The following is a 15,373-nucleotide window of genomic DNA, read 5'->3' as shown; positions in this document are numbered from 1 at the left end:
AGTTAATTTCGGCAGCATTTTTATGTAAAAACAATTTTTAATATCATTAAACAAACCAATGAATTATTCAAAAGTTAATAATATAGTAGGCTGGATCTGCTTTTTAATTGCTACAATAACTTACGTTTTAACCCTCGAGCCTTCCGCTAGCTTCTGGGATTGCGGCGAATTTATCGCATCAGCATTCAGGATGCAGGTAGTTCACCAGCCAGGTGCACCTTTATTCCTAATGATCCAACGTTTCTTCTCTATTTTTGCCACCGGCGATTTAACCCGGATTGCTTACTGGATGAACGTAGGTTCTGCGGTTTCGAGCGGGGCAACTATTTTATTCTTATTTTGGACAATCACTGCGCTGGCTAAAAAAACCATTGTTAAAGCTGGTGAAGAACTTACCAGTGGTAAACTGATCAGTATTATGGGTGCCGGAGCTGTTGGCGCACTAGCCTATACTTTTTCTGATAGTTTTTGGTTTTCGGCAGTTGAATCGGAGGTTTATGCGCAGTCGTCGTTATTTACTGCGATCGTTTTCTGGGCTATCCTTAAATGGGAAGCACATGCCGATGAGCCAAGAGCCGATCGCTGGTTGCTGTTCATCGCCTATATTATGGGTTTATCAATCGGTATCCACTTATTAAACTTATTAACTATCCCTGCGCTGGCTTTTGTTTATTATTTCAAAAGAACTGATAAAGCTACTACAGGTGGTATTTTTAAAACCTTAATTGTTGGTATTTTAATTTTGGCTGTTATCCAGTATGGAATTATCCAATACCTGGTTTCGTTCGGTGCATATTTCGATTTATTCTTCGTAAATACATTGGGCATGGGCTTTGGCACAGGGGTTTTATTCTTTGCCATTCTATTAATCGGCGCCTTGGTTTGGGGTATTCGTTATTCGATTAAACACCAAAAGAAACTTTTAAACTTAGGTTTAATTTCTACAGTACTGATTATTTTCGGTTATGCATCATTTTCGATGATCATTATCAGGGCTAAAGCAGATCCTAACTTAAATAACAGTGCTCCTAAAGATGCTTTCTCTTTCTTAAGCTACCTGAATCGTGAGCAATACGGCGACAGACCTTTGGGTTATGGCCCTAACTATAACTCAGAAAGAACAGGTGTAACTGAAGGAAAAACCATCTGGAGAAAAGGAAAAGAAAAATACGAAGTAGCCGGCAAAAAAACCGATTACGAGTACAACAACAATACTTTGTTGCCACGCATGTATAGCGATGACCCTAAACATGCCCAGTTTTACAAAGAATGGATGCATTTAGACGATTCTAAAACGCCAAACCTGGTAGATAACGTAGGTTTCTTAGCCAGCTATCAGATTGGTTATATGTACATGCGTTACTTTTTCTGGAATTTTGTTGGTCGCCAAAATGATGAGCAAGGTCAGGGTAGCGGTTTTGAAGGAGAGTGGATTAGTGGCGTTAAACCTATCGATACATGGTTACGCGGCAATCAAAGTAACTTACCACCATCAACCATTGATAACAAAGCTTATAACCGTTTCTTCTTTTTACCTTTAATTATGGGCATTATAGGTGCCTTATGGCACTTTAAGCGCAACCAAAAAGATGCAGGTGTAGTTGGCTTGTTATTCTTCTTTACAGGTATTGCCATTGTATTATATTTAAACCAGAAGCCTCTTGAGCCGCGCGAAAGGGATTATGCTTACGTAGGCTCTTTCTATGCTTTTGCCATATGGATCGGTTTGGGTGCGCTCGCCCTCAAAGAATGGGTATTTAAAAAATTAACACCAACTGCCGGTGCCATTGGCGCAACAGTAATTGGTTTATTGGCTGCACCGGTTATTATGGCCGAGCAAGGCTGGGATGACCATGACCGTTCTACCAAACTGGTTCCACATGATATTGCTTTAGATTACCTGCAATCATGTGCGCCAAACGCTATTTTGTTTACGTATGGCGATAACGATACCTATCCGTTATGGTATATTCAGGAAGTAGAAAATGTGCGTCCAGATGTGCGTATTGTAAACCTGAGTTTATTTGATACTGATTGGTACATTAATGGCTTACGTCAAAAGCAAAATGAGTCGGCTCCATTGCCAATTACCATGAAACCTGAACAATATGTACAGGGCGAGCGCGATGTAATGCCTTACGATGATTATAAACTTGCAGGCAACGTTGAGCTTAAAAACGTGGTTGACTTGTTATTATCAAACGATGAGAGCGATAAAGTACCAATGCAGGATGGATCGAAATCTAATTTCCTACCAACCAAAAACTTTAAAATTACTGTAGATCCGCAGCAGGTAGTAAGCACCGGAACAGTTTCGGCTGCAGATGCTTCGAAAATTACCACCGAAATGGACTGGAAATTTAACAAAGGTTATGTTACCAAAGGAACTTTAGCGATGTTCGATATCCTGGCGCACAACAACTGGAAACGTCCGATTTATTTCGCTTCTACAGTACCTTCTGAGCAATACAACGGTTTAGACAAGTATTTATACAGCGAAGGATTAGCATTGCGTTTATTGCCATTCAAAGCTGACACGACCTCAACAGATGAACGTCCGGAGCAGTTAAATACACCAGCTTTGTACAATAACGTGATGACTAAATTTAAGTGGGGTAACATGAAAACCGCTAAATATTTAGATCCACAATCATCTGATGATACTTTTATCTTCACCAACATTTTCAGCAGCTTAACCAGCAGCCTGATTAAAGATGGTAAAATAGCAGAAGCTAAAAAAGTTGTAGATAAATATTATGAGGTAATGCCAGATAAATTCTTCGGGATCCGTACAGTAGTAGTGAAGTTCTACATGGCCGAAAATTTATACAAACTAGGTGAAACAGCCAGAGCGAACGATATTTTAGAAAAATCGGGTGATTACATCACTAAGGAATTAAATTACCTGGCCGATATTTCTGAATCGAAAAAAAGCTTAACAGGCTCGCAGAATATTCAAACAGGCTTGTATTATCTGGATAGGATGATTAAAACCAGTAAGGCAGCTGGTCAGGATAAATTGAGCGACAAGCTTCAAAAAACATTTAACACATTGGAAGGTCGTTTATCGATCTTCTTCCCGCAACAAGGTCCGCAATAGTAAGGGGATTCTAAAAATAGTTTACAAGCAGCTGCATTAATTTGTAGCTGCTTTTTTATTTATATCAAATACGTTCGCTTGCGCTCATTTCTAATGAGTGCATATTCAGCTTTGTGATTCAATCGCAAGTAAAAACCACCTTAACATCGTAAAAGACGACAAGCTACTAACACACTCGTTAGAAACGAGCGTGAGCAGAAATTTAACAAAAAAAATCCTGTCCGGCATAGCCAAACAGGATTCAAATTTATTTTAGTTAATGATGATTATTCGTTAACGACACCCATCGCACAGAATTTATCAATCCGTTGTTCGATCAGTTTATCGGTTTTTAGCTTACCTAATGAAGCTAAATCTTTAAGAATGTATTCTTTTAAGGTTTGCCCCATCAATTCAGGATCCTGGTGCGCACCGCCCAAAGGCTCAGGAATGATCCCGTCAATTAACTTATTGCCGAACATATCATCAGACGTTAGTTTAAGGCATTCTGCTGCTTTTTCCTTAAAATCCCAGCTTCTCCATAAAATAGAAGAGCAAGATTCAGGAGAAATAACCGAATACCAGGTGTGCTCAAGCATATAAACCTTATCGCCAATACCAATACCCAAAGCTCCGCCTGAGGCGCCCTCTCCTACAACGACACAGATAATCGGTACGCGAAGGATTGACATTTCTAACAAGTTACGTGCAATGGCTTCACCTTGTCCGCGCTCTTCGGCTTCTAAACCCGGGTAAGCACCCATGGTATCAATAAAAGAAATTACAGGTTTATTGAATTTTTCGGCCAGGCGCATTAAGCGTAAAGCTTTGCGGTAACCTTCAGGGTTAGCCATACCAAAATTGCGGTACTGCCGCTCTTTGGTGTTTTTACCTTTCTGGTGACCAATAACCATTACTGTTTGGCCGTTTATTGAAGCAAAACCACCTATAATAGCTTTATCATCTTTAACCGTTCTATCGCCGTGCAACTCAATAAAATCATCACAGATCATGCTGATATAATCGAGTGTTTGCGGGCGGTCTGGGTGACGGCTCATTTGAACCTTATTCCAACCGGTTAAATTTTTATATAAGTTATTGGTAGTTTCATCTAATTTACCGTCAAGCTCATCTAAAGTGGCAGACATATCTACCTTAGTTTTTTCGGCAACTTGCTTAACTTTCTCTATCTGCTGAACCAGGTCGGCAATAGGTTTTTCAAAATCGAATGATGTTTTTATCTGCTGCATAATTGAACCACAAAAATAAGTAATTATTTTTAGTTTGCAGTGATGAGTTTTTGGTTTACAGTTTTACTATACAAATACCTGTCGCAAAGCAGATTATTATCTTCTACGATCTGGAAAGCAATTGCAGCTATCTTTCAGTTAAAGTAGCCCCACCCCGTTCTGCCGGTTGAAATCTGTGAAACAAGCAAGCATACCATAAATAAATAAAACAGATGCTTAAAACAGCATCTCACTATGGTCAGGTTTAGTTTACGCAGGCTTTTGCTACTATCAGGGAAATTTCCCTGCACTGCCATGGGTTATTTAGTTCTGATCCGATAGCTATCAGATGAAATGAATCCCGATTTTTTCATCGGGAGTAATGTAAAGCAGGACCAACATTAATTGTTGTACTGGTATTGTGCTTCAAAAAATTAAAAAGCAAAAAAAGAGGTCCGTGAAGGCACGAACCTCGGCGGTGAGAGTTGACAACTTAAATGGCATTGCGTCTATAAAAGTTGTCAACTCTGGATTTGGGAATCCTAAAATCGGTATATCCTTAAAATCCTGATTAAAACTTAGCCGATTCGCCAGCTTTTGGCAAGGCTTTTTTAATAAACTCGCGGATATGGTTATTGGCTGTTTTTAAATCGTCTTTACGCAGGTACATCATGTGTCCGCTACGGTAACCTTCCCAGCTCACCCTATCCTGTAGTTTACCGGCAGCATCTAACTGCCACATGCTATATTTGGCGTTGAAGTAATCGCAGGCACCATCGTAGTAGCCGGATTGTACGAGCAAATGCAAATAAGGGTTTTGAGCCATGGCCTGGCGCAGGTTATCTCCGGTTTGGTCGCCACTTTTATCCCACGGATAAACCGAGCCGAACATGTTGTACTTTAAATCTGTTTTATAATTAAGCTCATTGCGTAGATACATATTTATAGCCGGCGTGAAAGAGTGTAACCAGGAAGTTAACTCAGCATTATAATCAGGGCCTTCGCCAGCACTCATTTTATCTATACCGCGATAGCGCGAATCTAAGCGACCAACAGTAAAGCCTTTATCCCTTAATAATTCTTTCCAGAAAAAATCGGTAGGTACGTTGAGATTATGATCTAAAATTACCTTTTCAGAAAGACCTGAGTAACGGGCCATTTTACCTGCAATGGCTTTCTTTTTATCGGCACTAAGCATACCGCCTTGCGAAATGGCCGGAATGAGCTCGTTAATGGTAAACGTTTCTACCTCGGGTAACATTGCAGTTAAATCTTTGCTCTGTAAATCTGCTGCCAGAGCTTTATGGTACCAGGCCGTGGCCGCGAAATAAGGCAAACGTAAAGCTGCATCAACCGGGCCACTACGCTCAATACCCAGCTCGGTAGGTGAAACCAATACAACTCCGTTTAAATACATCCACTGGTTGTTTTGCAACTCAAGCGCTAATCCCGAAACGCGTGTAGTACCATAACTCTCGCCAATTAAAAATTTAGGCGAGGCCCAGCGGTTATTGCGGGTTACAAAGGTATTTATCCACTCGGCCAGGTATTTAATATCAGCACGCACCCCAAAAAATTTATTGCCGGGAATATCTTTGCTCACCGCTCTCGAATAACCTGTGTTTACCGGGTCGATGTAAACCACATCGGCCACATCTAAAATAGAATATGGGTTTTCTTTATAACCATAAGGCTGAACGGGATAACCCTCATCATCAATATTTAATACCACAGGGCCAGTGTAGGCAATGTGCATCCAAACAGATGCAGAACCAGGACCTCCGTTAAAAGAAATCACAAGAGGCCTTTTATCACGGTTTTGTACATCACTGCGTTCGTAGTAAGTATAAAACAAACCTGCAATTGGTTTTCCATCTTCATCCCAAACTGGCAGGGTGCCGGCAGTTGCCTTATAGGGCACGGCCCTACCATCAATAGTTACAGAGTGATTGCTTACCACTGTACTCTCTACTTTTATATTCCGCTCGTTGTTACCCGGTTTGGCTTCTTCCTTAACGGTAACCTGTGTGGCGGTAACAGTTTCTTTTGACTGATTTTTTTTTGGGCCTTGTTGGGCCTGGACCATAAGACCTCCTATTAGTAAGGTGGCTAGTACAAATCTGAATTTCATTGCGTTAGTTGGTTTGGTTTCTAAATATCAAACTATTGTATGGTTAATCAAAAATCGCATTAGAAATGTTACCAATAAAAAAGCCTGCATTGCTTTTGGCAATGCAGGCTGCTTAAATGTTAAAATCTAAATTCGCTATATGCAAATATTTATATCACTGCTTCCGCTGTGGCACTATAAATTTGCCAGCCACTTGTGGTATTTCCGGTAATGGTAACATAGATGTGGTAGTCGTAGGTACCATCTGAAATATAGCCCTCAAATTTATCTACATTAATTGTACCTCCCGAATGTGAAACATTGGTTAAAGTAACGGTACCAACTCCTTGAATAGTGGTTGTTACAGCACCATAAAGTTGCCCCGCATTATACTGGGTAGTTGCTACTCCCGGTACACTATTATCAGCTGTAAAGTTTTTGGTAATTACGATAGGAGGCAAATGTTTGACCGCACTCTTGGCTACATCCGGCTTAAAACTACTGAATAAACAAATGGCAGCTGCCAGGATTAATGCAAAATAACGTGTTGTTTTCATGTTTTTTTAAGATTAAGTTGTTTATAAATTTATTTTTTGGTGGCTGCTAAAATAACTTCGTACAAATATTTACCCGGTCTGTTTATACGTGTATTAAACCTAACATTCAGTTTAACTGGTCTTTTGCTCCAGGTACCGTAAGGTAATTGCGATGGCGGTCCCCAAATTGGAGCGTTTGCTGTGTCAATAGATGCAATGTTGCTGGCATTAATCCGATAATAACAGTTTATACCGTTACTTTGTGTATCCCAATAAAGCGCAGGGAAAGGACTAGTAGCATAATCGTAAAGCACAGCTGTATCGGTAACAGTAGTTTTATATGCAAAAGTACCTAGGGTTTTAAGGTAAGTATTACCACTTGGTCTTTGTTTGTACTCTGACGGAGTAATTAGCGCGCCGTTTTTATCTTTAAATTTAAGTACAACCTGATTTGGAGAATCGGCAATACGCTTAATTTTCAACCATGCTGTAGTTGAGCGACCTACGGTAGCATCAATCCAATCTGCATCGTAAGCAAACCTGATTGCGGTTTCGCTGGTTGCCTCAACAGCAAGTGAGTATGGTGCATTAATATACTCATACTCTACCTGTGGTGCCAATATAATGGTACATATACTATTGTACACTTTTGTGCCGTTTGGATTTTCAACCTGGATATCCAGCAAATACTCTCCCGGAGGGATATTGTTACTTCCCTCATTAAAAACCATTTGCCCGCTGGCAGGTGCTACTTCGAAAGGCGTTTTCTTAACGCGAGTTCTTTTCGCATTGATTAAAGCAAGTGTGGTATCAGTTCTGGGATCGTAAGGTAACTTCCAAACATCTAACTCATACTCTTTAAAAAATTCATCGGCACGTTTTCCGGTTGCTTTATTCCGAACATTTAACAAGGTTACTTTAAACGGTGGTGTTGACGCATCTGGTATTAATCCTTGCGACAGATAAAACGAGCCTGCATTAACCCTTAAGGGATTTGAAGAATAGCGCAGGTAATCACTTAAAAAGCCTTCTTTTACTTTTCTGCAGGCATTTAAGCTTACGGCAGCTATGATAAGGCAAAGTATGCCTCCAAATAAATATATCTTTTTCATAAAATATTGCTTTAAAAATCTTTTACTTTAAATGTCCATGGATGCGAATTGCTCAGTACATGAACAATACCGTTTGTGGTTTGAATACCTGAAGTTTGACAAACAGTACTTCTATCTAACAACGCAGGATCTCCGGTTGGATCTTCCATTTTACCATTTACCATAATATCTCTGTCTCCCAGTACTTTTACAAAATAGACCAACCTGGCGTCAGTGGTTATAATCCCATCCACAAGGTAACCTGTTGTTTTTGTATAGGAGATCAGGAAATTTTCAGCTGGAGCCACCACCGAGTGGTAAATTTCTCCGGCTTCCGTAAGTTGTCCGTAGGAGATTTTACCTTTAAAAACGTAAATCCCCAGCGAATCGCGAAGCATGGCAGGTGTAAAATATTTAAAAAGAGAATCTAAAGTATACTTTTTGTTCTCATCGATTTGACGGGCTTCATCACGCTTAATGTTCAGAAAGTTATTAATCGAATAATTGTTGGGTACAAAGAAGGTCACATCTCCGTTAATGATATCTTTTAAACCCGCTTTATCAATCACCATTAAAGTCGTATCGAAAACCTTTTTAGGATGCGACTTTAAAAAATCGTAAGTATTAAAATTCACCTTTGGATTGCTTAGCCCTCCATCGATAATGCCGTTGCCTTTTTTACAGCCGAAAAAAATCGCTACAGCTGCAAAAATTATAAATATGTATCTTTTCATGTTGTATATGCTTAATATTTACCTTTCCAAAATTCGGTTTGGTTAATGAGGTTGTTGTTTTGCAGAATACTGTTGGCAATTGGCCATCTCCAGCCTTTAAGTGTTTTACGGGCATCAGTCATCCAGATTGGGCTACGGTTCATCCTTACTCCGTCGAAGAAATTCTGCCCTTCGCCTGCAAGTTCGCGTACACGCTCGTTCATAATGTCAATTTTTAAGAGGTTACCCACAGCACTGCTCGCCCCAGTATTTGCTCTTGTTCTTACCACATTCAAAGCTGTTTTCGATTCAGGATCCCTGTTCAGCGCATTCAGTGCTTCTGCCTTTAATAAGTACATATCTGCTAAGCGGTAAATAATCAGATTACTCTCGATGTAAGGCTCGGTTGGCGTTTTGTAACCCACATCACTGTATTTTATCAAGAGATCGATATCAGCGCTGCTACTGTAGCCATAAAATTTTTCTAACCGGATATCTGCAGTGTTTGGATAGATATTGAAAAGAAAGTCAGGATTAACATAATACAAAGGCTTACCGAAACTATTTGTGTAAGGCTCCATTAAGGTTTGAAAACCAATACCTCCATAGAAATAAGCTTCCTTTTTTGCATTTGAAGAAGGGATTACAAAAATATTCTCTTTTGAATTGGTATTCTTAAATGGCATTCTGATATTCTCGCCAGTTTCCAATCCGTAGGTATCTACCCTGTTAATAATAGAATCGGTATAAACCAGGGTCTTAGCATAATCGTGTCGCCAAGCGGTAACGTGCGCCAGCAGTCCTAAAGCTGCGCCTTTATTAGCCCTTGCCCGTTGATATTGCGTGGTGCCTTCAAAAGTCATTAATGCCGATGCCTTTGTAGCATCACTGATTACCTGATCGGTAATCTTTTCTTCCGGCGACTGTGCCAATAACTTAATTTGTTCTGCAGTATAAATCGCGTCATTTTGTAATGGTACTTCGCCCCAAACCCTCGCCAGGTAGAAATAGCACAGGCCACGCAAGAAATACGCCTCGCCAATAATATAGTTCTTCCCTTTAGCACCACCTGCAAAAGAAGCATCGGCTATAGTTGGCACCTTATCTATAACAAGGTTACAAACATTAATTACTTTGTACCAGTTGGTCCATGTATGTGCACCACCTTCACGATAATAAACGGCATTTAAACCTCCATTTACATAAGGACCCTGCATGTTGGTATCATCAGTTTTAAACTCACCGTAAGGTAAATCGCCCCAAATAAAGAAAGCATTATCTGTATATAAACTGGTACGTAAAAGCGCATAAGCCCCACCTATAGCCCCTTGGGCATCAGATTCATTTTTCCAGAATTTATCATCGTAAGTGGCATTATCTAATTCATTATCTAAAGCCTTTTTACAGGATGGAGCAATTAATATGGTTAGTAGCGTTGCTATAATGAGCAAACTACTTCTTGTTTTTTTATAATTCGTTTTCATCTGCTTATTTATTAAAATTCTACCTGAAGACCAAAGGTGTATTTTTTAGGGATAGGGTAACCATCGCCAAAATCATATCCTTGCGCATTTACTGCCTCAGCATCAATTCCAGAGAATTTCTGGAACATCACCAGGTTATCAACCATAGTGTACAGTTTTAATCGGTTAATGCTTAACTTTTTCATCCAGGGATAATTTTTTGGTGTAAAATCGTAACTCAGGTTTACATTTTTAATCCTAACATACCAGCCTGGTTCTACGTAAAAGCTCTGATTAGACCTGAATACATATAAACCTGCAAAGGGATTGAGTGCTGGGAACGTAGCATTATCGCCAGGTTTACGCCAGTAATTGTATTGCTCATAATCTCCAATTGATGCTCTGGCCAAATCTTCAGGATCACCATAAAATAAGCCATTAGATAATCGCTGTGCCAAAGTGCTGTTTACAATGGTTCTGCCCAGGGTAAACGTGGTAAAAACAGACAATGAGAAGTTTTTATACCTGAAAGCATTGTTAATACCACCCGTAGCCTTTGGATTTGGATCGCCATAAAAGGTAATATCATTTTCACCATTGTTATCAGAAATTTTATAATCTCCACTGATATCTCTCCATTTTGGCATACCCAAAATTAATGTACCCCATTTGGTGCTACCTACCTGCCCAGTGTAAGGGTTTACCAATAAATCGTTTATAGAGTTAATTACGCCATCGGTAATGTACATCTGAAACATGTTTAGCGGCTTACCTACTACATAGATGGTCCCATTGCTATACAAATCGCGGTTTCCGTTTGGAAGCGCGGTAACTATATTTTTATTGAATGAAATATTAATTGACGGGCTCCATTGAAAAGCAGACTCCGGTTTAAAAACCCTACCTGAAATCTGAAATTCAAGTCCGGAGTTTCTAACACCTGCAGCATTGCTTAGCGAGGTGCTGTAACCAGAGGTTTCGGGTACCAGTACCTTTAGCATTTGTCCGGTCGTATTTCTTACATAAGCATCGGCCGTAATACTTAAGCGGTGTTTAAAAAGGTCTAAATCTAAACCAATATTGGTTTGTGCCGATTCTTCCCAGGTTAAATTATTGTTGGTTAATTTATTAAAGTTTGGGTAGATTACCGGAACACCATCGTAAGTGCCGGCGTTGCTACCGTTATAACCTGCACCACCAAGTGCAAAGCTATTGTAACGATCGTTATCACCAATACTGGCCTCATCGCCACTTAAACCCCAGCTAAACCTTACTTTTGCCATATCAATCCATGAAATATTTTTCATGAAATTTTCCTCTGTAGCTACCCAAGCAGCAGAAAACGAAGGGAAAACGGCCCATCTGTTATCACGTCCAAATCTTGAGGATGCATCGGCCCTGAGGTAGGAATCGAAAAGGTATTTTTCTTTATAATCATAGTGTGCACTGCCAAAGAACGAAAGCTTGGCATAAGTAGAATGATCTGATCCACCTGATAAATCTCCTTGCGCAACACCAGACACTACTTTGATATTATCATTCGGAATCCCTTCACCCGCTACATTTAACGATTTATTATCGCGGCTCTCAAAAGCCTGTCCGGCAAGAAAATTTAAGTTATGCGTTTCGTTAATGCTAAAGTGATAAAGTAAGGTATTGGTAACTAAATACTTTAAGCCTTCGCTATATCCCGAATAAGCATAAGCCCTCCCATTGTATTCGCTTCTGGCCGGACTAAAGAAATCTCGTTTAGACGAACTATAGTTAATGGCTGCCTCGGTGTTAACAGAAAGGTTTTTAACAATATTATAGGTTAACTTCGTTACAATACTCACATTATTATCAGAGTTGTTATTCCGTACAGCGTTATAAGGTGCGTCTATATCTGCCCTATCCTGATCGGATAAATAAAACAATGAAGAGGGCATACTTACAGGATTAATTTTAAATGCATTGCGATAGCCCTGCTCTTCTGGCCTAACCCTGCCTGCCAGTCTTATCCCCCTGCTTAAACGCAGTGAAGTTTGCATCTGAAATTTTTCACTGAAGTTTGCACCTAAATTCGCATTAATAGAATAGCGTTCGTAGCCAGTAGCTTTAATAATTCCTTTCTCATTGTAGTGGCCAACACCAACACGGTAATTGAATTTTTCACTTCCACCTGATACGGCCAAATCCTGATTAGAAACTGTGCCATTCTGGTAAAATAAATCCTGCCAGTTGTTATTATTATTAAATGAAGGATTTAAACTATCAGTTAACATAATCGGAACCCGGTCTCTTAACTGTGTAGGGTTTGCGTAGTTATAAATCAGATCGAGTTTTCTTCTTCTTTCTTCAGCACCAATAACAGTTTGTAAAAAATCGGGTTGCTTAACTATTCCGTAATAAGTATTAAAACTTACTTTCGGGACACCAGCTACTCCTCTTTTTGTTTTAATCAAAATTACACCGTTTGCACCCCTCGAACCGTAAATGGCTGCTGCAGATGCATCTTTCAATACATCGATAGATTCTACATCATTAGGGTTTAATGAGGTTAAAAAATTGGTTCCGGTTTGGGTGAATGATTCGACCTCATCTTCTGATATCGGTAAACCATCTATAACATACAGCGGGTTACTGAAGGCCCTGTCGCCATCAAATTCTCCTGCCGACATGATCCGGGTATTACCACGCACCATTAAAGAGGTACTTACCCCTGGCTGACCGGTAAAGTTTTGTACGTTCACCCCAGGTAATTTACCCTGTAAAAGTATGTCAACACTAGCAGCCGGAAGATTCTCGATATCTTTACTGGTTACTGTGGCAAGTGCAGCGGTAGAGTTTTTTCGCTTTATTTGCTGATAACCCACCACAACCACATCTGTTAATGATTGTTGATCGGGATTAAGGTTAACGTTAATTTCGCTACGCCCATTTACCTGTACTTCTTTTAATTTGTAGCCTACATAACTGAAAATTAAAGTGGCCTCTTTTGAGGCAGTTAAGCTATACCGGCCGTTTCCATCGGTACTTACTGCTGTTGTGGCATTTTTTACCTTTACCGATACGCCGGGTAACGACAGGCCATCGTCAGAGCCCTTGACAACTCCGGTAATTTTTAACTGGGCTGATACGGACGTAACAACCAGCAGAAAAACGGCAAGAAGGCCGATTTTTCGGATGTAAAATTTGGTCATGAAAAAAAAATTAGGTTTGATTAGTTGTTATTTTTACCGCTTACAATAAATTATAACCAGTAATTATTTTGGGAACGTTAGTTTTGTTTGTTATCTTAAAGGTAAGGTCAAACAAATCACATTTTTTTACAAAACAATGCGCAAACGTTTGATCGATATTCTATGAAATAAATCAAAAAAACCTCACCTAAAAATTTAGTAATTGTTTATTTTAAAGGATATTTGAGGGATTATTACAAAATAAAAATGTAAAGGCTACATTAACGCTAAAACGCCACAAATTATAGCACAAACGTTTGACTGAACAGGGATTTCAATACCTTACCACATAAAAAAACCGACACTGTTTTTAGCAATGTCGGTCTGTAAAAAAGGGATGATTTGTTTTATTTATCCCACCATACTTTACCTACGAGTTTATCTCCACCCGGAACAGCGGCTGATGCAGCCTTGTAGTTCGTGGCATTAGATACACCTTCAAAAAGCGGGTAAGGAAAACGACGGGGAATTGAGCCACCGGTGTTGGTATTAGGATATACCACAGGAACTAAAGCTGGAATTCCAGTTCTTCTCCAGTTAGACCAGGTTTCGTAAAAATCGAGCATGGTGATGGTATGTGCCCAGTATTGCGTAGCAATCATATCTAAACCATTTGTTGGTACATAAGGATGTGCAGTTAAATAAGCAGCAGCATCGGTTGCACTAACAGCCATTGCAGCATCGTACTGCGAAAGATAAGTCATAGCAGATGTTACACCTGCATTATAATGTGTAGCGGCCGAACCTCCAATACCATAACGTTGGGCAGCTTCGGCCCAAAGTAGCTCAGTTTCTGCATAGGTAAGGATAAAGGTATTGCCATTTCGTTTTAGCATACCTGGGTTTGGTGAAGAATAATCTGTAAAATCGGTATAAGATGGATCCTGACGGACATCTCTACCAGCAATACCACTTAAATCTTTACCGTTTGGCATTCCCTTTTGTACCGCAGCTGCGGTAATATAAGCTGGGTTCTGGTCTTTAGTCCCATCAGTTAAATACAATTTGGTTACTGCTACTTTACTTAAACGCGGGTCGTTATTGGTTTTTAAGTAGTTGATAAATGTACTGCTCCATCTGGTATAAAAATTCTCCTGACCGCCATCACCCAATAAAACCTGGGCATTTCTGTTTTGGGTAACACGGCTACCGTTAACATCATGCTTGAAAAAAGCATTATCTGCATCGCCTGTCATGGTTTTACCCACCGCCTTGTTAATATAAGTTTGTGCTAAAGTCGCATCTGCTTTGGTTAAACGCATGGCCATACGCAACATTAAACTGGCAGCAAATCGTTTCCATTTTGCAATATCCCCGGCAAATACCAAATCGCCAGTTACTGCATCTCCACCTACGCTTAAAGCATTCCCTGCCTCATCAACCTCTTTCAACAAATCGGCATAAATGGCTTGTTGTGCATCATATTTAGGGTACAAGTTTCCGGTATAATAACCTTTACCTGCATCAAAATAAGGCACATCGCCATATAAATCGGTTAAGCGTTCAAAAATTAAGGCTTTCCAGATTCTGCCCATTTGGTAAACATTGTTGTATTGGGTTTTACCTTTGGTAAATTCTACCAGATCGGCAGCGTATTTTACCTGATCGGGATAGGCTTTTTCCCAGTAAGCGGCTGTATAACCTTCGTTTAACATGTATTTATCTCCTGCCCAATACCCAATTACCGACGACATTCCCTGCATCATTGTAGAGGCATAAATTAAATTCCCCCGCCAGGTTTCGTAGGCAAAATCGATGCTTCCGGTATAGTTTAACTGCGCTGTTGATAATAAATAATTAGGATTATATTGTTCTTGCCCAACCGAAACCGGGTCTGTATTAATTTTTTCGAAGTCTTTTGTACAACCAGTTATCAATGCTAATCCAGATAAAATAAGTGGTATGTATAATTTTATGATCGTTTTCATTTT

General features: G+C 39.8%; 9 protein-coding genes. 1 reads left to right on the top strand and 8 read right to left on the bottom strand.

Annotated features, from left to right (window positions below; genetic code table 11):
• Positions 1-58: 58 nt before the first annotated feature.
• Positions 59-3,100, top strand: a complete 3,042-nt coding sequence (locus DBR40_RS20045) for a DUF2723 domain-containing protein (RefSeq protein WP_124561533.1) — start codon at positions 59-61, stop codon at positions 3,098-3,100.
• 266 nt (positions 3,101-3,366) lie between these two features.
• On the opposite strand, the gene DBR40_RS20040 is transcribed toward DBR40_RS20045, so the two are convergent.
• From DBR40_RS20040 to DBR40_RS20005, 8 genes are all read right to left on the bottom strand, one after another.
• On the bottom strand, positions 3,367-4,329 hold the full coding sequence (locus tag DBR40_RS20040; protein WP_124561532.1) for an acetyl-CoA carboxylase carboxyltransferase subunit alpha: 963 nt from the start codon (positions 4,327-4,329) through the stop codon (positions 3,367-3,369).
• A 550-nt stretch (positions 4,330-4,879) separates the two neighbouring features.
• A complete protein-coding gene (locus DBR40_RS20035; RefSeq protein ID WP_124561531.1) occupies positions 4,880-6,439 on the bottom strand; it encodes a S10 family peptidase in 1,560 nt (519 codons plus the stop codon).
• 149 nt (positions 6,440-6,588) lie between these two features.
• Positions 6,589-6,975, bottom strand: coding sequence for a hypothetical protein (locus tag DBR40_RS20030; protein WP_124561530.1), 387 nt, complete (start codon positions 6,973-6,975; stop codon positions 6,589-6,591).
• A gap of 29 nt (positions 6,976-7,004) precedes the next feature.
• Positions 7,005-8,066: a DUF5007 domain-containing protein gene (locus DBR40_RS20025; RefSeq protein ID WP_124561529.1), complete on the bottom strand. Its 1,062-nt coding sequence runs from the start codon at positions 8,064-8,066 to the stop codon at positions 7,005-7,007.
• 11 nt (positions 8,067-8,077) lie between these two features.
• Positions 8,078-8,779, bottom strand: a complete 702-nt coding sequence (locus tag DBR40_RS20020) for a fasciclin domain-containing protein (protein WP_124561528.1) — start codon at positions 8,777-8,779, stop codon at positions 8,078-8,080.
• An 11-nt stretch (positions 8,780-8,790) separates the two neighbouring features.
• Positions 8,791-10,242, bottom strand: coding sequence for a RagB/SusD family nutrient uptake outer membrane protein (locus DBR40_RS20015; protein WP_124561527.1), 1,452 nt, complete (start codon positions 10,240-10,242; stop codon positions 8,791-8,793).
• Positions 10,243-10,253: 11 nt separating this feature from the next.
• Positions 10,254-13,403 (bottom strand): SusC/RagA family TonB-linked outer membrane protein, encoded by a 3,150-nt coding sequence (locus DBR40_RS20010; RefSeq protein ID WP_124561526.1) that lies wholly within the window; start codon positions 13,401-13,403, stop codon positions 10,254-10,256.
• A gap of 386 nt (positions 13,404-13,789) precedes the next feature.
• Positions 13,790-15,370 carry a SusD/RagB family nutrient-binding outer membrane lipoprotein gene (locus DBR40_RS20005; RefSeq protein WP_124561525.1) on the bottom strand — a complete coding sequence of 527 codons (1,581 nt, stop codon included), beginning with the start codon at positions 15,368-15,370 and terminating at the stop codon, positions 13,790-13,792.
• Positions 15,371-15,373 lie beyond the last annotated feature (3 nt).

The sequence above is a fragment of the Pedobacter sp. KBW01 genome (genome assembly GCF_003852395.1).
GTDB lineage: Bacteria > Bacteroidota > Bacteroidia > Sphingobacteriales > Sphingobacteriaceae > Pedobacter.
The sequence above is the reverse complement of the archived record's forward strand: the minus strand, read 5'-3'. Positions and strand labels throughout refer to the sequence as shown.

Bases quoted from the DNA above. Each gene is read 5' to 3' on its own strand.
- DBR40_RS20030 (WP_124561530.1), bottom strand. From the start codon at position 6,975: ATGAAAACAACACGTTATTTTGCATTAATCCTGGCAGCTGCCATTTGT.
- DBR40_RS20020 (WP_124561528.1), bottom strand. From the start codon at position 8,779: ATGAAAAGATACATATTTATAATTTTTGCAGCTGTAGCGATTTTTTTC.
- DBR40_RS20045 (WP_124561533.1), top strand. From the start codon at position 59: ATGAATTATTCAAAAGTTAATAATATAGTAGGCTGGATCTGCTTTTTA.
- DBR40_RS20035 (WP_124561531.1), bottom strand. From the start codon at position 6,439: ATGAAATTCAGATTTGTACTAGCCACCTTACTAATAGGAGGTCTTATG.
- DBR40_RS20015 (WP_124561527.1), bottom strand. From the start codon at position 10,242: ATGAAAACGAATTATAAAAAAACAAGAAGTAGTTTGCTCATTATAGCA.
- DBR40_RS20040 (WP_124561532.1), bottom strand. From the start codon at position 4,329: ATGCAGCAGATAAAAACATCATTCGATTTTGAAAAACCTATTGCCGAC.
- DBR40_RS20010 (WP_124561526.1), bottom strand. From the start codon at position 13,403: ATGACCAAATTTTACATCCGAAAAATCGGCCTTCTTGCCGTTTTTCTG.
- DBR40_RS20005 (WP_124561525.1), bottom strand. From the start codon at position 15,370: ATGAAAACGATCATAAAATTATACATACCACTTATTTTATCTGGATTA.
- DBR40_RS20025 (WP_124561529.1), bottom strand. From the start codon at position 8,066: ATGAAAAAGATATATTTATTTGGAGGCATACTTTGCCTTATCATAGCT.